This window comes from Micromonospora sp. NPDC001898, from assembly GCF_042891255.1.
GTDB lineage: Bacteria > Actinomycetota > Actinomycetes > Mycobacteriales > Micromonosporaceae > Micromonospora.
Window position 1 is genome coordinate 112,629 of record NZ_JBIATC010000014.1, and the last position, 21,624, is coordinate 134,252.

17 protein-coding genes are annotated in these 21,624 nt (G+C 69.8%); 8 read left to right on the top strand and 9 right to left on the bottom strand.

Annotated features, from left to right (window positions below):
* The first annotated feature begins 13 nt into the window (after positions 1–13).
* The gene (locus ACFYZF_RS24290) at positions 14–619 is read left to right on the top strand and encodes a CGNR zinc finger domain-containing protein (protein ID WP_387024378.1); all 606 of its coding nucleotides are present in this window, start codon (positions 14–16) and stop codon (positions 617–619) included.
* A gap of 76 nt (positions 620–695) precedes the next feature.
* On the opposite strand, the gene ACFYZF_RS24295 is transcribed toward ACFYZF_RS24290, so the two are convergent.
* Positions 696–1,625, bottom strand: a complete 930-nt coding sequence (locus ACFYZF_RS24295; RefSeq protein WP_387024380.1) for an EamA family transporter — start codon at positions 1,623–1,625, stop codon at positions 696–698.
* A gap of 78 nt (positions 1,626–1,703) precedes the next feature.
* Between ACFYZF_RS24295 and ACFYZF_RS24300 the strand changes: the two genes are divergently transcribed.
* Positions 1,704–2,585: a LysR family transcriptional regulator gene (locus ACFYZF_RS24300; RefSeq protein WP_387024382.1), complete on the top strand. Its 882-nt coding sequence runs from the start codon at positions 1,704–1,706 to the stop codon at positions 2,583–2,585.
* A 1,761-nt stretch (positions 2,586–4,346) separates the two neighbouring features.
* Here ACFYZF_RS24300 and ACFYZF_RS24305 read toward each other — a convergent pair.
* Both ACFYZF_RS24305 and ACFYZF_RS24310 read right to left on the bottom strand, forming a co-directional pair.
* Positions 4,347–4,664 (bottom strand): hypothetical protein, encoded by a 318-nt coding sequence (locus ACFYZF_RS24305; RefSeq protein ID WP_387024384.1) that lies wholly within the window; start codon positions 4,662–4,664, stop codon positions 4,347–4,349.
* Positions 4,634–5,440, bottom strand: coding sequence for a helix-turn-helix domain-containing protein (locus ACFYZF_RS24310; protein ID WP_387024443.1), 807 nt, complete (start codon positions 5,438–5,440; stop codon positions 4,634–4,636). The genes ACFYZF_RS24305 and ACFYZF_RS24310 overlap by 31 nt, the downstream gene beginning before the upstream one ends.
* 254 nt (positions 5,441–5,694) lie before the next feature.
* Between ACFYZF_RS24310 and ACFYZF_RS24315 the strand changes: the two genes are divergently transcribed.
* The 4 genes from ACFYZF_RS24315 to ACFYZF_RS24330 all read left to right on the top strand — a co-directional run bounded on the left by ACFYZF_RS24315 (position 5,695) and on the right by ACFYZF_RS24330 (position 9,509).
* Positions 5,695–6,177, top strand: a complete 483-nt coding sequence (locus ACFYZF_RS24315) for an NUDIX domain-containing protein (protein WP_387024386.1) — start codon at positions 5,695–5,697, stop codon at positions 6,175–6,177.
* 145 nt (positions 6,178–6,322) lie between these two features.
* Positions 6,323–8,293 (top strand): ABC transporter ATP-binding protein, encoded by a 1,971-nt coding sequence (locus ACFYZF_RS24320; protein WP_387024388.1) that lies wholly within the window; start codon positions 6,323–6,325, stop codon positions 8,291–8,293.
* A gap of 11 nt (positions 8,294–8,304) precedes the next feature.
* A complete protein-coding gene (locus tag ACFYZF_RS24325) occupies positions 8,305–8,976 on the top strand; it encodes an AAA family ATPase (protein ID WP_387024390.1) in 672 nt (223 codons plus the stop codon).
* 161 nt (positions 8,977–9,137) lie between these two features.
* Positions 9,138–9,509: an ArsR/SmtB family transcription factor gene (locus tag ACFYZF_RS24330; protein ID WP_387024445.1), complete on the top strand. Its 372-nt coding sequence runs from the start codon at positions 9,138–9,140 to the stop codon at positions 9,507–9,509.
* A gap of 73 nt (positions 9,510–9,582) precedes the next feature.
* Here the strand turns inward: ACFYZF_RS24330 and ACFYZF_RS24335 are convergent, their stop codons facing one another.
* Positions 9,583–10,494 carry a DUF2470 domain-containing protein gene (locus ACFYZF_RS24335; protein ID WP_387024392.1) on the bottom strand — a complete coding sequence of 304 codons (912 nt, stop codon included), beginning with the start codon at positions 10,492–10,494 and terminating at the stop codon, positions 9,583–9,585.
* 114 nt (positions 10,495–10,608) lie between these two features.
* Positions 10,609–10,905 carry a DUF1540 domain-containing protein gene (locus tag ACFYZF_RS24340; protein ID WP_387024394.1) on the bottom strand — a complete coding sequence of 99 codons (297 nt, stop codon included), beginning with the start codon at positions 10,903–10,905 and terminating at the stop codon, positions 10,609–10,611.
* 585 nt (positions 10,906–11,490) lie between these two features.
* Here ACFYZF_RS24340 and ACFYZF_RS24345 point away from each other — a divergent pair.
* Together ACFYZF_RS24345 and ACFYZF_RS24350 are read left to right on the top strand one after the other, a co-directional pair.
* Entirely contained in the window at positions 11,491–12,543 is a 1,053-nt protein-coding gene (locus ACFYZF_RS24345; protein WP_387024396.1) for a 3-dehydroquinate synthase family protein, read from the top strand.
* Complete coding sequence (locus tag ACFYZF_RS24350; protein ID WP_387024398.1) at positions 12,540–13,763, top strand: 3-deoxy-7-phosphoheptulonate synthase; 1,224 nt, start codon at positions 12,540–12,542, stop codon at positions 13,761–13,763. The genes ACFYZF_RS24345 and ACFYZF_RS24350 overlap by 4 nt, the downstream gene beginning before the upstream one ends.
* A gap of 11 nt (positions 13,764–13,774) precedes the next feature.
* Here ACFYZF_RS24350 and ACFYZF_RS24355 read toward each other — a convergent pair whose 3' ends face one another.
* The 4 genes from ACFYZF_RS24355 to ACFYZF_RS24370 form a co-directional block, all read right to left on the bottom strand.
* Positions 13,775–15,022, bottom strand: coding sequence for a LuxR C-terminal-related transcriptional regulator (locus ACFYZF_RS24355; protein WP_387024400.1), 1,248 nt, complete (start codon positions 15,020–15,022; stop codon positions 13,775–13,777).
* A gap of 573 nt (positions 15,023–15,595) precedes the next feature.
* Positions 15,596–16,345 carry a 3-oxoacyl-ACP reductase FabG gene (gene fabG, locus ACFYZF_RS24360; RefSeq protein WP_387024402.1) on the bottom strand — a complete coding sequence of 250 codons (750 nt, stop codon included), beginning with the start codon at positions 16,343–16,345 and terminating at the stop codon, positions 15,596–15,598.
* Positions 16,342–17,571 carry a cytochrome P450 gene (locus ACFYZF_RS24365; RefSeq protein ID WP_387024404.1) on the bottom strand — a complete coding sequence of 410 codons (1,230 nt, stop codon included), beginning with the start codon at positions 17,569–17,571 and terminating at the stop codon, positions 16,342–16,344. The genes fabG and ACFYZF_RS24365 overlap by 4 nt, the downstream gene beginning before the upstream one ends.
* Positions 17,568–21,503 carry an amino acid adenylation domain-containing protein gene (locus tag ACFYZF_RS24370; RefSeq protein ID WP_387024406.1) on the bottom strand — a complete coding sequence of 1,312 codons (3,936 nt, stop codon included), beginning with the start codon at positions 21,501–21,503 and terminating at the stop codon, positions 17,568–17,570. Before ACFYZF_RS24370 ends, ACFYZF_RS24365 begins: the two co-directional genes overlap by 4 nt.
* Positions 21,504–21,624 lie beyond the last annotated feature (121 nt).

Sequence of the window (21,624 nt, forward strand, 5' to 3'; positions counted from 1 at the left end):
TTAAGGTGGTTCCATGGTCAAGGCGGAGGATGTGAAGGTGCGTGAGCACGTGAGTGAGGTTCCGGCGTTCCGGCTCGACAACGAGCAACTCGCGTTCCGGTTCACCGCCACCCTCAGCGACCGCAGCGGACAGCCCGTGGAGCGCCTGCCCGATGCCGGTCGCCTGGATGACTGGCTCGCAGCGAATCGCCTGGGACTGGGCGGTGAGAGGGCGGTCGGGTCAGATCTGGTCCTGGCTCGGCGCCTCCGTGAGGCCATCCATCGCGCCGGCTCCGACGTCGCCGCAGGATCCCCGGCCCGACGCGCCGATGTGACGCTCATCAACATGCTCGCCCGGGAATCTCAGTCGTTCCCCGTGCTCACCGAGGACGGCATGCGATGGCAGACCGAGGCCGGCAGCCAAGTGCAGGCCAGTCTCGGCCTCATCGCCCGTGACGCGATCCTCGCTCTGGGCGGCGAGCAGCGAGACCGGGTCAAGGCCTGCGAGAACTCGGACTGCGGCGGCCTGTACGTCGATACCAGCCAGGCCCGCAATCGCAGATGGTGCTCGATGAACACCTGTGGCAACCGTGCCAAGAAGGCCAAGTTTCGCCACGGCCGCACCTCCGCGGGGAACTGATCCGCGCCCGTCCTCACCGCTCAACGGGGGGGCGGACGGGCGCCGCCCATGCCGGTGGCGCCGATGATCGTGAGCTTCATGCGGGGAGTCCTTTCGAGGTTCGACGGCGCTGGGCGAGCTGCCCGCACGCCATGGCGGCCAGCGCGAGGGCGAACCCGGCGATCTGGACGGCGGTGAGTGCTTCTGCGGCGATGACGGCACCGAGGACGGCCGCGACCAGCGGCGAGAGCAGGCCGAGCAGCGCGGTCGGGGCGACGGGCAGTCTGCGGATGCCGGAGAACCAGACCGTGTAGGTCAGCAGTGCGCCGACGAGACCCAGCCAGGCGTAGCCCGCGACGGCTGGTGCGTCGATCCCGGGAGGGATGCCGTCGATCATCAGGGCGGGGATCAGCAGGAGCAGGCCGGCGGCGGTGAGCTGCCACCCGGCGAGCCCGATCGCGATGAGGCCCTCGGGGCGGCCCCACTTCTTGGTCAGCACGACGCCGGTGCCCATCGACGCCGCCCCGGCGATGCCGGCGATGATGCCGATCGGGTCGAGCCCCGCGCCTGGGCCGAGGACGACCATGCCCACGCCGACCATCCCGGCCAATCCCCAGGCGGTCCGCCAGGCGGAGAGCTTCTCGTGCAGGATCGCGACGGCGAGGAACGCGACGAGGATCGGCTGGGTCGCCCCGAGCGTGGCCGCGACCCCGCCGGGCAGGTGCTGGGCGGCGACGAACAGCAGCGGGAAGAACGCGCCCATGTTCAGCACCCCGAGCACCGCGCTCCTCCACCACCACGCGCCCCGCGGCAGCCGACGCGCCAGCGCCAGCGCGATCAGCCCGGCAGGCAAGGAGCGCATCAGCGCGGCGAACAGCGGATGCCCCTGCGGCAGAAGGTGCGTGGTGACGATATAGGTCGTGCCCCACACGGCCGGAGCGATCGCGGTAAGGGCGGCCCACCCCGCCCGAGACGTCGAGGACGCTGCTCCAGGCAGGACGGGGACGGGAGTGGCTGCTGTGCTCACCCATCCATCGTCGGCCGAGAACGATCATGGGTCCAAGACATGCTTCTCATGGCAGCGATCACCATTCATGATGAATTCATGGAGTTGCAGCAGCTGCGGTATGTCCTGGCCGTCGCCGAGGAGCGGAACTTCACCCGCGCCGCCGAGCGCTGCCACATCGTACAGTCGGCGATGAGCCACCAGATCAAAGCCTTGGAACGCGAGATCGGCGTGCAGCTGTTCGCCCGCACCAGCCGCCGGGTCGAGCTCACCGCCGCAGGGGCCGCGTTCCTGCCCGCCGCCCAGGCGAGCATCGACGCCGCCGACCGCGCCATCGCCGACGCCGCCGCCGCGACCGGCGAGCTGCGCGGCACCCTCACCATCGGCGTGATCCCCACCGTCACCGCCGTCGACATCCCCGCCGCGCTGGGGCGCTTCCGGCGGGCGCATCCCGCCGTGCGGATCAGGCTGCGCAGCGGCGGCAGCGACGAGTTCATCACCGCCATCAGCGCCGGCACGATGGACGTGGCCGTCCTCGGCCTGCCCGACAGCACCCCGCCACGCGGTGTCGCCTCCCACGAGCTGGCCCGCGAACGCCTTGTCGCCGTGGTCAGCACGCAGCACCGGCTCGCCGAACGCCGCTGCCTGCGCCTGGACGAGCTGGCCGAGGAGACCTTCGTGGACTTCCCCGCAGGCACCCCGGGACGCGCCCCCTCCGACCTCGCGTTCGACGCGGCGGGCATCCCCAGGGACATCGCATTCGAGGCGATGAGCACCGACCTCATCCTCGACCTCGTCCGCAACGATCTCGCGGTCGCGCTGCTCTCGCCCGGCGTCGTCCCCGCCAACGACACCCTCCGCACGATCACCCTCACCGGCGGACCGACCAGGATCGAGCACCTCGCCTGGAGCAGCTTCAACCCCAGCCCGGCCGCCACCGCATTCCTCGGACTAATCCACACAGCAGAACCGTCGGCCTGATCCACCGGCAGACGGACCTGAGCTGCATCGGTCGCTCGCTGTTGCCTCCGGCGTCCTTGAACGACTCGGCACCGACCGCGACGGGAACCCCGCATCCGGAGCGCACAAGGATACCCGTGAATGACAAACCTGGTCGCCGGACCCGGTGATTGAGGGGGTTTCGGGGGAGGTTCGAAAGTTCATAGGCAAACATCAAAGTCCTGGCCAGCATTTCTGCTGGTCAGGACTTTGCATCTGTCAGGTCGACCGGATTCGAACCGACCACCCTTGACCCCCAGGACGATTTGCTAAGCGTTGCCGCACGTCACGCACGCTATCCCCATGATCAGACCGTTCAGCCGACGGCCCATCGTCCGTCATCACGCATCACGTGTGATCCCCACGTGGTCCCCGAGATTTGCGCAGACGGCTGCACGTCGCACGGTTCAGAAAAGAACACCATCACGTATAGCAAAAGATTGTATAAGGGTTGTAGTAGTCGTGGTAGCCCCAATGCGGGGTTGAACGCTGCGTCGCACAAGCAGTAGTGAAATTAACGTACGAGTCGCTAGTCGTCGGGCCGCTGGTACACCGCCATCCGTTGATGTTGTTGTACCGGATCACGGAGTGCATTCCATAGGTTCCTTGACAATAACTCTCGACGTTCACTCCACCGACTATGCCAGCATGTGCGGCAGAAGCGCCGACCACGGGGGCCACGGCCGCCGTGGTCGCGATCACTGCGATGTGCAGCGCTGTGCGGATCTTACTCATCAAACCCACACCCCTTCCATCAGTGAGCCGAAATACCCTTGATTGCCAGAACAGTGATCAGTGCATCTTCTCACAGGGACGGGCTGACCGGCAAGAGCCACGCATCGATGTGTTCGGGCCGAGTGGGCCCCGAATGATCCCCAACCATGGTATATTTTTGGACAGCTTCACTTCACCAGGCCGAACGGCCCATCACGGTGGTAGCGCGCTGTTGAGCTAACGCGAACCCGGCCAGCACGATAATGATTTTCGAGGCCATTGGCCACCGCCTGACGCCCCCGGACTATCACCGAGACTCGAACCTGAGTCCGCAGTTTAATACGCGCCGAGTGGCTGCGGTGACGGGCCAATGAGGGCGGTTGCCTTTCCATCGTGCTGCTTGAATAGCGCCACGCCCCCGGAGGTGAACGGGCTATAGATCCTCTTGTCAAGCACCACGCCCCGGTCCACATGCGGGCGCAACTCCGACACGAGATCAATATCGGGGAAGACTGAAGTCGCTGCCAGCCAAAGAAGCGCTCGAAGGGAATGCCAGGATAGTTCAGGTAGCGGGAAAAAGCGTGTCGCCGCCGGCTGCCCGCCAGTGGCGTACAAGGTCGACAACGACAGGAACGATGTGCGCTGACTACTCCCGCACGAATCCTTTTTGCATGTCGGTCACGACAAGCACATGGCGATCCGATGTCATTTGACTCAACCGCGGTCCGTGTCACGGAGAGTTTCGATGGCTTGGTCCAGGGCTGGCATTAGGTCACACGCCCGCAGGATCACCCGGCGCATCGCCTGATGCTGTCCGGGCTTCCTCAGGCGAGAAACAGTGAGCCATTTTCATCGTGGCGGGCGGTGCTTCGTATCGATAGCTTGAGACAGGACGACTGGGCGGGCTACAGCCCGGTGAACGGGAAGATTCATTTGGCGTGCGCTGCGGAGATCACCTGCACCCAGGCATCCTCGACGATCGCCCCTATCCGACAGGAACTGGGTGCGGGACTTCCCGTGGTGGCACCGTTAGAGGTCGAGCCGGATCTGCCGGATCGCCTGCTGAATCCAGCGGTTCCCGTCGGATGCTTCCAACCGCGCGAGCTCCCGCTGGAACTCTGATGCCCTGGGCTCGGGGACGTTCAGGAGTTCCAACGCACCGATCCTTGCTCCGACATGTGATGAACACAGCCAGGGGTAGTAGGCCGCCCGACCGCTGTGGATGATGGCCCGGGTCCGGGTGACGAACTCGGACAGGTGCGTGTCATCAGGGCGCAGGGGCGCGGGGTGGAACGGGCCGTCGTCGCCGACACAGCTCAGCAGGAGGCTGAGCGCCTCGGCGGCCACCTCGGGCCGTTCACTGCGGCAGAGTTGCCGGCGTGGCGGAGGCCGTCTTCGGCATAGGCGAGGGCGTCGCGGTGGTTGCCGGTGTAGAAGGCGATCAGGCTTTGGGTGGCGCGGGCCCAGGCCCGGGTGTCGGGTTGTCGGGCGGCGTGGGCGAGGTCGAAGGCCTCGGCGGCGTAGGCGTGTGCGACGCGGAAGGCGCGTAGGTCCAGGGCGAGGGCGGCGAGGAGCCCGGACAGGTGCGCGGCGGCGCTGTAGAGCCGGACGCGTTGTGGAGGGTGCTGCCGGGCGGCCATCAGCTGGTCGACGCAGGCCCGCAGTGGACGCAGCCGGGCGACGAGGGTGGCTGGTGGGCAGCGTTCGTTGTCGGCGATCGCCTGCCGGATCTCGTGCTCCAGGCGTGCCAGCCGCGCGTCGTCGTCGGTGGCGGTGGTCAGCGTGGTCCGGCGGGCGGTGATGGTGTCCTCAGGCTCCCACCACACCGCTGCGCTGTCGCTGATCCTGCTGTCCGGAGCCGCCGGGCGGCGGCGGTGGTTCAGGTCGGCGATGCGGTCGTACTCGGCGGTCAGCACGCCACCGGTGCGCAGCGCCTGGTCGCAGCGGGTCCAGAATGGCCGTTCGGGGTGCTGCCGCCCGGTTTCGGTGTTCGCCACCGAGCTGCGCCCGTACTGCACTAGCCGGGCGAGCCGGTGCTGGGTGTGGCCGGCGTCTTTACGCAGGTGGGCGAGGTGGCGGCCGAGCGCGCGGCGGGCGGCGTTGATCTCGTCGTGGTCGGCCATCGTTGCCACCCCCGTCGCCGCGGTCACGATGAGCGAACACCATAGCCGCCCCCGGTGACAATTTCCGAGCTGCCGGAGACGGCCCCGCCCCGCCGTCGGCGGTGGTCGCGTGGTTCTCGGCGCCGGTGTCGGCAGGTCGGGGCGGCGGTGCTATCGACGTCGGGGTGGCGTCGGAGATGGCGTCGGCATCTGCCGACAATGTCGGCGCACGGCGCTGCGGGCGTGTCGCCCCTGCCGCGCCCTACCGTCCCTGCATGCCCTCCGAACGCCGCGATGTCACCGCAGACCTGCCTCGTAAGCGGATGGCCGCCGGGCTGCTGATCACCGACGCGGACGAGCGGGTTCTGCTGGTCGAACCGGTCTACAAAGCCGAGTGGGAGATCCCCGGCGGATGCGTCGAGGCTGACGAGTCGCCGTACCAGGCCGTGATCCGGGAGTGCCGGGAGGAACTCGGTCTGGCCCTGTCGCCAGGCCGGCTACTCGTCGGGGACTGGGTGCCGGCACGCGAGGGGCGTACCGAGGGCCTCATGGTCATCTACGACGGCGGCACCCTCGACGCCACCGAGGCTAATCGGATCGTGGTGCCGCCGGGCGAGTTGAAGGGTTGGGCGTGGTGCGACCCGCCACGGACCGGCCAACTGGTACGGCCGCTGCTAGCCCGCCGGATCGCCGAGGCGCTGCGCGCCCGCGCTGACGGGTGTTGCTACTACCTCGAAGACGGCGTCAGGGTCACCTGACCGCAGGCAACCTGGGGCTCTTCCTGCGAAAGGCGCAGCTTCGGCGGTGCCAGCCGAGATCGCCGACGGGGCCTGTGCGTCCCGCCGTCCGCCATCGAAACACCGCCGCCGTCGTTCACCCTGCTCACCTCCGGGAGGTACCGCCATGACCAAAACCGTTAACCCCGATCGGACGTCCGCCCGTCTCGAACCGCCACAGCGGGATTCGGTGCTGCCGGAGTTGCGGGAAGTGTGGTGGGAGACCGGGGTGCGGGCCAGGGCGCAGGCCGGCCTGTTCGCCGTCTTCTCCGAGCTGCCGCGGCTGGTCTGGGCCGCGCTCGTGGTGAGCTGGCGCGCCGACCGGGTACGGACGTCGGTGGTGGCGGCCACGACGGTGGGCGCGGGCGTGATGGCGGCGTTCGGGCTCCTCGCCACCCAGCGCGTGCTGGTGGAACTGTTCGCCGGCGGACCGACCGCCGACAAGGTCACCGCCGCGCTGCCCGCCCTGGCCACGCTCGCGGCGGTGACCGCGTTGCGCGCCGGCATGGCCACGGCCATGGGGTACGCGCAGAACGGCCTGACCCCGAAGGTGGACCGGGAGGTCGAACGCGGCCTGTTCGAGGTGACCACGGCGGTACGGTTGGAGGCTTTCGACGCCGACGCGTTCGCCGACGACATGGAACGCGCCTCCCGCGGCGCGAACTCCACCACCGGCCTGGTGCAGGCGTCGATGAACCTGCTCGCCGGCCTCGCCGGTGTCCTCGCCGTCGCCGTCGCCGTGGTGGTGGTCCACCCGCTGCTGTTGCTCGCCCTGCTCGTGGCGACGGTGCCGAACGGGTGGGCGTCGCTGCGCGCCGGGCATCTGCGCTACCAGACCTACGCCGCCGGGTCGGTACGCCGCCGGCGGTTGTGGCTGCTGCACCGGCTGATGGCCGAACGTGACTCCGCCCCCGAACTGCGCTCCTACGGGCTGCGCGGTTTCCTGCTCGACCAGTACGACCGGGTCATGGCCGTCGAGACCGGCATCCAACTCGCCCTGGCGCGGCGGGTCACCACGACCACCACCGTCGGCGCGATGATCGGCGGGATCGCCACCACTGCGGTCTACGTCCTGCTCGGCCTGCTGCTCATCGACGGGCAGATTCCCCTCGCCGCCGCCGCGACCTGTGTCATCGCCGTCCAGTCCGCGCAACGCTCGCTGTCCGTGGTCACCTTCCAGGTCGACCGCGTCTACACCGAGGGCCAGCATTTTCGCGACTACACCGGCTTCATGACCCGCGCCGCCGACTACCTGCCACCACACACCGGCCCGGCCGCCGAGACGCCGGCGACAGACCGGCTGCGGGAGATCACCGTAGACGCGGTGAGCCTCCGCTACCCCGACCGCGACACCGCCGCCGTCGACCAGGTCACCCTGACGATCGAGGCCGGGCAGACAGTGGCGTTCGTCGGGGAGAACGGCTCCGGCAAGTCCACCCTTGCCACCATGATCGCCACTCTCCGCACGCCCACCGGAGGCGGCGTCCGTTACAACGGCCGACCAGTCGACGAGTGGGGCGTCGACGCGCTGCGGGCGCGGATCGGGGTCGTGACGCAGGAGTACCACAAGTGGCCGTTCACCGCCGCCACGAACATCGCCATCGGCGACATCACCACCACCGCCGAGCAGGACCGGATCGAGGCCGCCGCCGACCGCGCCGTCGCCCACGACATGATCACCGAACTGCCACACGGGTACGAGACGCTGCTCGACCGCACCTTCGCCGGGGGCCAGGACCTCTCCGGCGGTCAGTGGCAACGCATCACCGCCGCCCGCGGGTTCCTGCGCGACGCCGACCTGCTCATCATGGACGAACCGTCATCCGCCCTCGACCCCCGCGCCGAGGACGCCCTGTTCCAGGCCATCCGCGACCGGCAAGGACGTGGCATCACCATCCTGATCACCCACCGGCTGGCCAACGTCCGCCACGCCGACCGCATCTACGTCCTGCACCACGGCCGCCTCGTCGAGGCCGGCACCCACGCTGACCTCATGAGCGCCGACGGACGGTATGCCGAGCTGTTCACCCTCCAAGCCGCCGGCTACGACACCACCGCGCCAGCCGCGACGGTGCCCCGACAGACCGCAACCGCCTGACGGAGCACGCCATGACGACGTCGAACCCCACGAAGCTCGTGCCCCCAACGTTGGTGATCATTCGGGGAAACTCCGGCAGCGGGAAGACCACGGCCGCCCGCGAGGCCCGACGCCGCTTCGGGCGCGGTGCGGCCCTGCTGGAGCAGGACTACCTGCGGAGAACCGTCCTCCGGGAACACGACAGTGCCAGCATCGACCCGGTAGCCCCGGCGTTCATCACCGCGACCGCCCGCACCGCACTCGACCTCGGCTACCACGTCATCCTCGAAGGCATCCTGCACACCGAACGCTACGCCACCGCGCTGCACCAGCTCATCACCAGCCATCCCGGACCGGTCGCCGTCTTCTACCTGGACGTGTCCTTCGACGAGACCGTCCGCCGCCACCTCAACCGGGCCGAACCCATCCCCGTAACCCCCGACGAGATGCGCCGCTGGTACACCCACCGCGACCTGCTCGACATCCCCGGAGAAACCGTCATCCCCGAGACCAGCACCCTCGCGCAGACCGTGACCACGATCCTGCACGCCAGCGGCCTCACCGACGCCTCCCCGCAGACGCCCTGCCCACGACGGTGCCGACACTGCGTGGGCAAAGCCGACCAGACGACCCGGACGACAGGGAGGCAGGTCATACCGGGCCGGGCGACCGAGGTCCCCGGCTGGGGACGGTCAAAAAGGTAACGGGGCTACCACATCACACGATGCGGGCACCCCCGGCACCTCCCTCGCTCCGTAGATCATCATGCCGATACGACCCGAACGGGTTCAGAAGAGTCCCTCCCGAGAAGCTCACCGTGATCAAGGCCTCGTTGCACCGGTCTGTCGGGGGTGTTGCTGCAACGATGCAGGACGTGGGAACTGCGGAAACTACGATGCCTGCCATCTCGCCCCTTGCTGGCGAGCCGATCAAGCGTGCCGATGCCGAGCGGCTCGCGGGAGTGCTGAAGGCCTTCGCCGACCCGGCCCGGCTGCGACTGCTCAGCCTGATCCAGTCGTCTCCGGAGGGCGAGGCGTCCGTGACTGACCTCACCGCGCCGCTTGGGCTCTCCCAGCCGACCGTGAGTCATCACCTTCGGATCCTCACCGAGGCCGGCCTGCTCGAGCGTGAGAAGCGCGGTGTCTGGGCGTACTACCGCCTGGTGCCGTCCGCGATCGCGGCGATCGCCGACCTGCTGACGCCACCGCGCAAGCGGGCGACGAAGAAGACCCGCTGACTGGCGCCGTCGAAGACCGGTGCCATGCCGCCTGACCCGGGGTCGTGCTCGCCTGCTCCCGGGCCTGGCACCGTCAGACGGAGGCTACGCCGCAGAACGCCGCAGGGAGATCGCAAATGACCGTCGGAGGCCGTCCCGCGATGCTCGCGGGACCAGGCGAACCAACGGCGTTCCGCCGTGCCGCCTCGGCAAGCAGCATCCGCAGGCCTCCGGCGACGCCGGCCCACCCGGTGACTGGGCTCGCGAACGGCAGTCGGACGTCGGTGTGACCGCCGACCGCCTCGGCGCGGAGCACGATGCCGTCGGCGTCGACAGCAACCGGGATGACTCGCGTCGACCTGGCTGTCAACACCGGATCGATCAGGGTCGCGAGTTGGTCGAGAACGTCGTTGTGCTGTAGGGCGAGGTGCGGTAGATAGACGGCTTCCATGGTGGCGAGCGGATCCGGTCGCGCAGCACGGTAGGCACTGACGCTGACGTTGGCCTCGTCGAGGTTGCGGAGGAGGCCGACCTCGACCGGTTCCACCGCCCACAGCGCGACAGGAGGCAGATCGAGCAGGGACATGACGGTGTCGCCGTCGCACGCGTCCAGGCTGACCGGATCGAAGCGATGGGCCGTGCCCAACACCCACACCTTGGCCCGTACCCGGGACCGCGCGGCGACCGGAACAAGCTGGGTCACGTCGAGCCGTACCGCACCCGGCCGACCACGCGCGGCGACCAGCAGACCGCCGGTTCGGGTCATCGCATCGACCGCGAGGATCACCGTGCCGTCGGGCAGGACGGCATGTGCCCCCATGAGGTCAACGGCGGTGTCGCCGAGCCGGAGTCGCAGGGAGGGCGCAGCGGACAAGGCAGAACGGGCTGTCACCGCGCCTGAATCAGTCAGTACGGCGCGTGCTGCTGGCACCCCTGCTGTCGCGTTGGCGGCACCAGCGGAAGCGCCCGCCAGTGCCGCCGGCCGCCCGGCTGGATGGAACACCATGTCGGGCCCCCTTGGCCATGACGTGAAGAAAAACCTGACCCAGGGGGACGACATTAGTAGGTAAGGCTAACCTTGCCAAGCCGCTGTGTGCCGTGGAACTCCGCCTGCCGGCCGTCAGGCAGGCTGGTAGGTGAGGCAGTCGCTGACGGTGGCGCCGGGACCGACGGTGATGGACTTGGCCTTGCAGGCGAGGTTGGTGTTGTAGACGCACTCGGAGCGCGCGCACGCGCCCACGGAGCCGGTCACCTCCGCGATCCCGGCGGACACCGAGGACTCCACGAACGTCGCGCAGGAGGCGGCATCACCCGCCGAAGCCACGGTGATCGCTGGAGCGTGACAACCGTTGTCATTGAAACTGCACGCCGTGGCGGTGCACTCCTGCACCGGGGGCGACTGTAGCAACGTTTTCATTGGTGCCTCCTTCATCTGATCCTGGACAACGGAACATTCCACCCCGGCGCATGCTTGGCGGTTAGTCAGTCTTCGCCGCGCGACCGGGAGGTAAACCATCGCCGGTGCCCATCAATCCGCACCTGAGTTGCTCAGTTGCCACCTTAGCAGCGGACCGTCGACCGGGCAGGCTTGTCTCAATTCCAGTCGGGTGCCGCAGTCGGCAAGATAAGCCTTACCTTTGTTAGGTCAGGCTTGCTTTGTTTTTGGTATTGAAGCCTTGCCGGCCACCCAATTCAAGGAGGAAAGCGATAACTCGGCGGAGGCCGCCACCGACGCAATGGCCAGGCGACGTCGCCGGGATCCGCGTGGCGCTGGGCCCCTGGCAGTGGCACCGAGGTGCGGCTGCGGGTGCTTCAGGCCGGCCCGGACGCTGCCGCGCCCGCACGACCTGCTTCGGCGGTCAGCTTCGCACCCGGCGCGATCGTCATCCGGACCGGCCGGGACTACTCGCGTTGGTGATGGCTGCCCGGAGCGACGCGGGCGAAACTGATCAGGCGGTTGGTGGGGGCGGAACCCGTTTACGCAGCGGCCGGAGGGGACAACATGACCGCGGTTTCCCTGCGTCTGAGAGACCATTCGTACGACGTACTCATCGGCCCGGGCGTCCGGACGGCGCTCGCCGGCGTCATCCGGCGGCTGGGCGCCGAGCGAGCCGTCGTCGTGTCGGCCCGCCCCCGGGAATGGGTGCCCGACACCGGGGTGCAGAGCCTGGTGCTGCCCGCGCACGACGGCGAGCACGACAAGACCCTCGGTACGGTGGAGGCATTGTGCGGTGAGTTCGCCCGGTTCGGGCTGACCAGGTCGGACGTGGTCGTCTCGTGCGGCGGCGGTACCACCACCGACGTGGTCGGGCTGGCGGCCGCGCTGTACCACCGGGGCGTACCGGTGATCCATCTGCCCACGTCCCTGCTCGCCCAGGTGGACGCCAGCGTCGGCGGGAAGACGGCGGTGAACCTGCCCGCCGGCAAGAACCTGGTCGGCGCGTACTGGCAGCCCAGCGCGGTGCTCTGCGACACCGACTACCTGTCGACCCTGCCGCTGCGGGAGATGCTGAGCGGCCTCGGCGAGATCGCCCGCTGCCACTTCATCGGCGCGCCGGACCTGCGCGGGCTCACCCTCGCCGAACAGATCACCGCCAGCGTGACGCTCAAGGCCCGCATCGTGGAGGCGGACGAGCGGGACACCGGAGTGCGGCACCTGCTCAACTACGGCCACACGCTGGGCCATGCGGTGGAGAGAGCCACCGGCTACGCCGTACGCCACGGAGAGGCGGTGGCCATCGGAACGGTGTTCGCGGGACAACTCGCCGGGGCTCTCGGCCGTATCGGGCAGGCCCGGGTGGCCGAGCATCACGACGTGGTCCGGCACTACGGGCTCCCCGCCGCGCTGCCGGCCGAGGCCGATACCGCCGCCCTCCTCCGGTTGATGCGACACGACAAGAAGGCGCTCCGGGGGTTCACCTTCGTCCTGGACGGACCGCAGGGCGCGGCGCTGGTGAGCGACGTCCCGCCGGACGTCGTCGCGAGCGTGCTGGATCGGATGCCGCGAACGCCCGTGGCCGACCTGGTCGCTTCGCCCGGCGGGGCTCGTCGATGACGCACTTTCCCCCGCTGGACGGCCTTCTCGCCGGGCGGCTGGAAGCGGCGTTGCGCAAGCCGGCGGCGCAGCAACCGGTGTGGCCTGATCCGCGCCGGGCACGGGACGCGGTGGCCGCGCTGAGCCGGGCCGAGCCGATCGTGGCGCCGGACGAGACCGCACGGTTGGCCCGTCAGCTGGCCGCGGTGGCCCGGGGCGAGGCGTTCCTGCTGCAGGGAGGCGACTGCGCGGAGACCTTCGCCGACAGCACCGAGGCCCATCAGCGCGCCAATCTCCGAGCGCTGGCCTCCATGGCCTCGGTGCTCGTCCACCGGGCCGGATTGCCCGTCGTCAAGATCGCTCGAATGGCCGGGCAGTATGCCAAGCCCCGCTCCCAGGCCGTCGATGCCCGGGGTCTGCCCGTCTACCGCGGCGACATGGTCAACTCTGTCGAATCCACGCCCGCGGCCCGGGCACCCGATCCTGACCGGATGCTGCGAGCCCACGCCGGCGCCGCCGGCACCATGGGGCTTGTCCGCGAATTCCGTCGGGGCGGCCCCGCCGGCAGCGAGATCTACGTCAGCCACGAGGCGCTTCTGCTCGACTACGAACGGTCGCAGCTGTGGGTGGACACCAGCGGGCCGGAGCCTCGCTTGTCCAGTGGACTGGGGCACTTCCTGTGGATCGGCGAGCGCACCCGCCAGCTCGACGGCGCCCATCTCGCCTTCGCGGAGCTGTTGTCCAACCCCATCGGCATCAAGATCGGTCCGGCGACGACCCCGGAGCAGGCGGTCGAATATGTGCGCCGGCTCGACCCGCACGGCGAGCCCGGGCGAGTCACGCTGGTCAGCCGCATGGGGCACTCCCAGGTCCGTGACGTTCTACCGCCGATCGTGGAGAAGGTCACCGCCTCCGGCTGCCAGGTGATCTGGCAGTGCGACCCCATGCACGGCAACACCTACATGTCGGCGAACGGCTACAAGACCCGCCATCTCCGTCAGATCGTCGACGAGCTCACCGGCTTCTTCGAGGTGCACCGGCGGCTGGGCACCCACCCCGGCGGCATCCACGTGGAGGTGACGGGCGACGATGTCACCGAGTGTCTCGGTGGTGCGCCGGCCGTCGCGGAGAAGGATCTACCTGCCCGGTACGAGACGGCGTGTGATCCCCGCCTGAACGCGCGGCAGGCGGTGGGGCTCGCCTTCGTGGTCGCGGAGATGGTCGGGGCGTCCCGGACGTAGCGGACGCGAACTCAACTCGGGCAGCTGGGCGACCCGGAATCGCCGTGCATCCCGTCCGCGAGTTCGTTCCACATGACCGCCAGCTCCAGCCGGGACTTGACGCCGATCTTCTGGAATATCTTCCGGAGGTGGAACGCCACGGTGTGCCGGGAGAGGAACATCTGGGCCGCTGCCTGCCCGTTGGTGAGGCCGATGGAGACCAGCCGGGCCACGGCGTATTCGGTGTCGGTCAGACCACGAACACCGCTGGACGGCCAGAATCTCGCCTGCGGATCCGGGTTGGATTTGATGCCTCGCAGCTTGCTCCGGACGCGGAGGGAATCCCGCAGCGACCCCATTTCGGCGAACGATCGCATGGCCAGATCGAGGTTCCTCACCGCCTCCGGGTTCCCCTCGTCGTCCTCGGCCAGGACCAGGCCGATGTCCTCGATCGCCAGCGCGCGCGCCCACGGATCGGTGTGGGCCTCGGCGGCCAGGCGGAGCTTCTCGACATCGCGGGCCAGGAGGCCCGCCGCGTGTGCCGCGGCCGCGCGTAGTTCGGGAATGTCGGGATTCTCGGTGGCGACCCGCTCGGACAACTGCACACCGCAGCCGGCCAGGTCGGTCTGCCCCTGGCCGATCAGGAGCCGGACCAGCCACGGGATCGCGGCGGGCTCGTCGGCGAGCAGGGAGCAGACTGCCGCTTCCGACTCGAGCACCTTGCCGGCCAGCGAGGCGGCCTGCTCCGGGCCCTTCTCCGCCTCGGCGATCTGAATGACGATCCACATGGCCTGACCGGTGGGCACGATTTCGCGGCCGAAAACCGCGTCCTCCTTCAGCTGATTCGCATGATGAATGCTCTTCAACAACTCGCCGCAACGCAATGCCGTGGTGGCCAGGATGGCGTTGCCGAGTGGCGTCCAGGTCGTCTGATGAGCCTCGTTCGCCAGCTGCATTCCGATTTTTGACTGGCTGGCCGCACCCGCGATATCACCGTTCGCGAGTTTAATCTTTGCTTCGACCAGTGTGGCGATGGCGGCAGATTTGCGGTGCTCGACCAACGCGGGACTGGCGCGTACCTCGTCGATGATCTGCTGCGCCGCACCGGTCCGCCGGATCAGGGTGTAGAGCAGCGCCTGTTGCAGACGCGCGTGCAGGGCGCAGGGCTCGCCGCACCGATCGCAGGTGGTCAGGGTGGCGGCCTCGGTGTAGGAGAGGCCCAGGCCGAGATCGCCGGAGCGCCAGCTCGCCCGGGCCTGCGCGAGCATCTGAGCGGTCATGCAATTGTCGGAAGAAATGTCGTGTGAATCGTTCCGGGCGGACCTTGCTCGCCGTAAGATGATCAAATCCAATCCCCCAAATTGATCATGCCGATCCGGGCGGGTCAGTCATTACCCGCCGCCCACAGTCAGGCCGCCTTGCCCACCATGGTGCGCTTCCGACGTTACGACGTTACCATCGAAAGGGATGGATCAAACACTGTTTTCTCACTGTTGAAGGGCGAATTCCAGGGGTGTTGCGTGGCGCGGTCGGCGCACGATCGCAAAGGTGCTGGTCAGCGCGTCGAAGGCGCGTACGTGCGGGCGGCGATCGGATCGCGGACCAGGCCCGGTGGGGTCGGTTAGTCCGAGCATCATTCACCTTGGCAGTTCGATGCCCGTCAAATGTGATGGGTGCTTCGTCCGTGGCGACGGCCGGTAACCGCCGACGAATGACCTCCATCAGCGCATCGCGATCGCCGGTGAGCATGGCAACCGGGCAGTCCAGGACGGCGGACGGGTCGTGCCGACAGGTCTCCACCGCGTGGTGGTCGTCGCGGACGAGGGGGAGGACCATGGTGGTGGGGGCGCCGGTCAGCAGACCGGTCCACCGGCGACATGGATGATCTGGCCGGACACGAACGACGCGTGGTCGCTCGCCAGGAAGGCCACCACATCGGCGATGTCCCTCGGCTGACCGACCCGGCGCAGCGGAATCGCCGCCGCCGCCTGCGCCTGGTGCTCCTCGACCGTACGGCCGACCCGCGCCGCCAGTGCCGCGGTCATCTCGGTGGCCACGTAGCCGGGCGCCACGGCGTTGACGGTGACGTTCAGCGGGCCGAGTTCCAGGGCCAGCGTCTTGGTCAGGCCCTCGATCCCGGCCTTCGCCGCCGAGTAGTTGGCCTGGCCGACGTTGCCGACCGCGGCGATGCTCGACAGGTTCACCACGCGGCCCCAGCCGAGCTTGGCCATGTGCTCGGCGACCGCGTGCGTCATCAGGAACGTGCCGCGCAGGTTCACGTTGATGACCAGGTCCCAGTCGGTCGGTGAGAGATGGAAGAGCAGGTTGTCCCGGGTGGTGCCGGCGTTGTTGACCAGGATGCCGGGCGCCCCGAACCGGTCGACGACCTCGTCGACCGCCGTGCGGACCGAGTCGGCGTCGCTCACGTCGACCGCGATGGCCGTGGCGCGGCCACCCGCCCGGTCGAGGCTGGCGGCGGCGGCCTCCGCAGCCGCCGGATCGATGTCGAGGACGGCGACATCGATGCCGTCCTCGATCAGCCGGCCGGCCACCGCGGCACCGATGCCCCGGGCCGACCCGGTGACGATGGCGACGCGGTTCACGCCGGCTCGGGCGTCAGCGTGACCGGCAGCGAGCTCATGCCGTGCAGGATGCTGGAGTAGATCCACCGCTCCGGCCGGGTCTGTTCCGCGGACGACACGAGCGTACGCAGCGAGTCGAGCACCTCCTCCACCTCGATACGTGCCAGCGTGTGCCCCAGGCAGATGTGCGAGCCGAAGGCGAAGGTGAGGTGCTTGTTCGGCGTGCGGCCGAGGACGAAGCGGTCCGGATCGGCGAATACCTCGGGATCCCGGTTGGCCGAGGAGATCCACACGCTGACGATGTCGCCCTTCTTGACCGGCTGCCCGTTGACCACGGTGTCGCCGGAGGCCTTGCGTCCGCCGTGCAACGAGGGAACGGTCCAGCGCAGCACCTCGTTGGCGGCGGTGTCGAGGCCGACGGTGCCCTCCTTGAGGGCGCGCCACTGGTCCGGCCACTCGATCAGTGCCTGGAGGCCGCCGGAGATGGCATGACGTCCGGTCTCGTCCCCGCCGATCATCAGCCCGTAGCAGTTGGACATCAGGTCGGCGTCGCTCAGCGGGCGACCGTCGACGTGGCAGTTGGCCAGCAGACTGACCACGTCGTCGGAGTCACTGCCGCGCCGGGTCTGCGCCAGGTCGGCGAAGTAGAGCAGTATCTCGCTCTTGGCCTGCCAGCTCTCCTGCGGCGGGGCGTCCGCGTAGTCGGAGCTCCACGCGTGCGAGGTGAGGCCGAGCAGATAGCGGCGGTCCGCCTCGGGCACGTCCATCAGACCGCAGATCGCGCCCAGCGGAATGTTCGCGGACACGTCGTGGACGAAGTCGCACTCGCCCTTGTCGATCGCCGCCCGGACCAGGTCGTCGATCGTCCGCCGGATCGCCTCGCGGATGCTCTTGAGCCGGCGGGGGGAGAACGCCGCGTTCAGCACGTTGCGCAACTGGGTGTGCTTGTCGCCGTCGGTCACCGCGAGCATGGAGCGGGACGCGGAGTCGCCACCGGTGAGCAGGGTCGCCAGCGCGTTGCCGCCCTCGGTGGTGAAGTGTTCCTTGTCGCGGTAGACCGTCATCGCGTCGGAGTAGCGGGTGAAGACCCAGAAGCCGGGACGGTCACCCTTGGGCGGGTGCCAGTAGTGGGGCCGCTCCTCGCGGAGCGCCCGCCACACCTCGGAAAGTTCGTTCTCGGCGTGCAGCACCGGGTCGGCGAGGTCGAGCGAATCGAGGAGCTCAGGGCTGACTTCTGGGCGGGTCATCGGCGGCCTTCCACGTGAGGAGTCGGGGCGGGCGGGGACGGCAGTGGGGTCGCCACCGAGGCGAGGGCACCGATCGTGGGGTTCCCTATGATCTCCGCGGGGGAGATGGCCAACCCCGCCTCGCGAGCGCGCCGGATCAGCGAGATGGCCAGCATGCTGTCGCCGCCCAGCGCGAAGAAGTCGCTGTCGACACCGACCTCGGCGGCCTCCAGCAGCTCCTGGAAGATGGCGACCAGCGCGCGCTCCGTGGGGGTACGCGGGGCCTCCCGCGCAGGGTTGTCCTGTTCGGCCACCTCGGGGAGCGCGGCCAGGTCGAGTTTGCCGTTCGGCGTCACCGGAAGGGCCTCGACGACGACGTACCCGGTCGGCACCATGTGCTCCGGCAACCGGCGTGCGGCGTGCTCGCGGAGGTGCTCGCGGGCGGGCGCCTCCCCGTCGGCGGCCACGACCCAGGCGACCAGCCGGGTGCGGCCGGTGCCGTCCTCGCGTACGCCGACCACCGCGCGGGCGACCGCGGGAAGTTCCTCGAGCACCGCCGCCACCTCGCGCGGCTCGATCCGGAAGCCCCGCAGTTTGATCTGGTCGTCGGCCCGGCCGTGGAAGTCCAGGTTGCCGTCGGCGCGCCAGGAGGCGACGTCGCCGGTGCGGTACATCCGGCTGCCGGGCGGGCCGAACGGGTCCATCACGAAACGTTCGGCCGTCAACGCGGGTCGGTTGAGGTAACCCCGGGCGACACCGGATCCCGCTACGTAGAGCTCCCCGCGGAATCCGGGTGGCACCGGCTGCAGCCCGGGACCGAGCACGTAGACGCGGGCACCGGCGATGGGCCGTCCGATCGGGGGACGGCCACCTCCCGTGAGCGGCCCGCTCTGAGTGGCGCAGACGGTGACTTCGGTGGGCCCGTAGGCGTTGACCATCCGGCGGTTCGCGGACCACCGCGCGGCCAGCTCGGCCGGGCACTCCTCGCCGGCGCTGATCAGGCCGCGGAGCCCGGGCACGGCTGCGGGGTCCATGCTGGACAGCGCCACCGGCGGGAGGATGGCGTGGGTGATCCGCCGCTCGACCAGGACCGCCGTCAGCGGTTCTCCGGCGAGGGGGCCCGGCGGCGGCACGACCACCGTCGCCCCCGCGGTGAACGCGCCCATCAGCTCGGCGACGAACGCGTCGAAGCTCGGTGACGCGAACTGCAGCACCCGGGCGGTGCTGTCCAGTCCCAGGCCCTCGCGCTTGGTCGCGGCCAGGTTCGCCAGCCCGGTGTGGGTGACCACGACGCCCTTCGGCCGGCCGGTCGTGCCGGAGGTGTAGATGACGTACGCCGGATCGGTCAGTCCCGGGGTGACCCGCGGAGACTCGTCCGTCCGTCCGCCGGTCCCCGGGTCGTCGACGAGGACGCGCGGCCAGGGACGGGTCAGCGGGAGGTCGGCCGACGCCGTCGTGCAGACCGCGATCGGGTCACAGTCCTCCAGCATGGCGGCGATCCGCTCGCGCGGATATCCGGGATCGACGGGGACGAAGGCGGCACCGGTCCGGGCGGTCGCCAGGAGCGCGGTGATCAGGTCCAGGGATCGTGGCAGCACGAGGGCCACCATCCGGCCCGGTGCCGCACCCGCCTCGGCGAGGGCCGCCGCGAGCCGTCCGGCCCGGCGGTCGAGTTCGGCGTACGAGGTCACGACGCCGTCCTCGTCCACCGCCGGCTGCCCGGCGTGCTCGTCGACGGCGCGCTGCCACAGCCGGCCCAGCGTCGCGGCGGGCTGCGGCTCTCGGAACTCGTTCCACTCGCGGAGCACCTGGCGGCGGGTGGCCGGGTCGAGGAGGTCCAGCCCGGCGACCGGTTGGCCGGGCGCCTCGCGGAACGCGCGGAGCAGGCGCACGACCATGTCGAGGAGACGCCCTGCGGGTTCCGCGCCGATCCGCCGCGGGTCGGTGACCAGGGTCAGGACGAGTTCGCCCGCGTCACGGTCCACCCTGAGTTCGGCCGTGGGCGGCCGAACCGGGTCGGGCGGCGGGTCCCCGGCACGGGCGAAGCTGACCACGGTGTCGAACAACGCCTCCGCTGCGGCGTCGAGCACGGCCTGCCCCCGCGGTCCCAGCCGGGCGTGCCCGGCCGAGGCGGCCACGGCGTCCCCGACGCGGTCCAGGACGGCGCCGATCTCGTCGTCCGGCGCGACGTCCACCAGGAGCGGCCGGAGCCCGGCCCCGAAGACCACCGGAGAGCCGGCGCCCAGCAGGTGCAGCAGTACCGCCCAGACCCCGAGCAGCGTGTTCTCCGCGGACGGGAACTCCGGGACCCGCCGGACGAGCGTCGGTACCCCGGCCGCGTCGTCGCCCGGCCGGGCGAGCCGGTCCCGCAGCAGGGAATCGCCGTCGACACCGTCCAGCGACGACTGCCAGAACTGCGCGCCCAGCGCCTGCTCCCGCAGCAGGGTCCGATCCGGCTTCGCCGATCCCAGCAGGAGCAGTTCGGGTCTGACCTCGATGTCCACCGGAGCGTGGCGGTCGCCGAGCGCGTCCGCCACGTACCCCCGCAGGTCGTCCGGTCGTGGTGTGCAGCCGGACGTCGGCGTCACCACCGCGTGGACCAGCGCCAGGCGGTCCTCGTCTTCGATCCCGAACACCGCCGCCTGGGCCACGTCCGCGTGTTCGAGGAGCGCGCGCTCCACCGCCTCCGGGTAGATCCGGACGCCGTGGCCCTTCAGGACGCCGTCGAGCCGGCCGTCGAGGGTCAGGTATCCCGACTCGTCGAGCCGTCCGACGTCGCCGGTGTGCACCCACCCGTCGCGGACCGTCCGCGCGGTCTGCTCCGGGTCGTTCCAGTAGTGGCTCATCGCCCAGCCCCCGGACGAGCAGATCTCGCCGGCGACGCCCGGCGGAAGGACCCGGTCGTGGTCCTGCGGATCGCGGATGGTGATCCGGACGTTCGCCGGGGGCCGTCCGACGGTGCGGCGCAGGTCGGGGTCCAGGTGGTCCTCCGGGGTGAGCAGGCTGACCATGCCGGTCTCGCTCGTGCCGTAGACCTGGAACAGCACCGGGCCGAGCGACTTGGCGGCGGCCGCCAGCCGCTCCGGCGCGGCCGGGCTCCCGGTGTAGAACACCTCGCGCAGGCTCGAGAGGTCGTAGTCGTCGAACGCGCGGTGCTCGGTGAGGGCGTAGACCTCAGGAGAGGCGAGGACGAGCCGGGTGACGCGGTGCCGTTCGACGGCCCGGAGCACCACCTCGGCGTCGAACCCGTGGTGCAGCACGACGCTGCCCCCGGCGATGATCGCGTCATCGGCGGAGAAACCGCTGGAGTGGGTCAGCGACCCGGTGACCAGGCAGACCGCCGGCCGGGCCCCGGCGGCGGCCGCGGCCATGTCGTTCTTGACGGCGAACGGCCAGCTGATGCCCTTCGGTCGTCCCGACGAGCCGCTGGTGAACGTCACCACGGCGACCTCCGGCGGCTCGGCCGTCGAGTCGTCGAACGGCGTCTCCGGGGGCCGGGTCATGTCCAGCACGTTCGGCCCGGACGGACCCGGGGCGGCGAGGGCGAACGCAGATCCGGCCGCGGCACGCAGCCCGCGCGCCCGGTCGAGGTTGTCCTGGTCCACCGCGAGCACCGCCGGCCGGAGGTCGGCGAGGATCTCGGCCTGGATGCGAGGACCCAGCTCGTCCCGGGGGTCCGCGGCGTTGACCCCGCGGATGTGGACCGCCGTCGCGCCGACGAGGTTCACCCCGTAGCGGTAGACCAGCGTGGCCGGCGTGTTGGGGCTGGTCAGCACGGCGACCGAGGTGCCGGGGCCGACACCGGCCGAGCGCATCCAGGCGGCTGTCGTGCGGATCGCCCGGGCGAGGCGCTCGGCCGAGAACGGCTCGTCTCCGAGCGTGACGGGAACGGCGGCAGGATCAGCGTCGAGCCGGCCGAGGATCTGGCGGACGTAGTGTTCATGCCCCCGCAACGGTGATCTCCAATGCAGCTCGACGATCGCGGCCGACGGATCGGCCGCGAGGCTGGGCGCCGGCGCAGGCCAGGCCGTCGTGACGGTTTGCAGGGCAACGCTAGGTGCCGTGCCGGCCGTC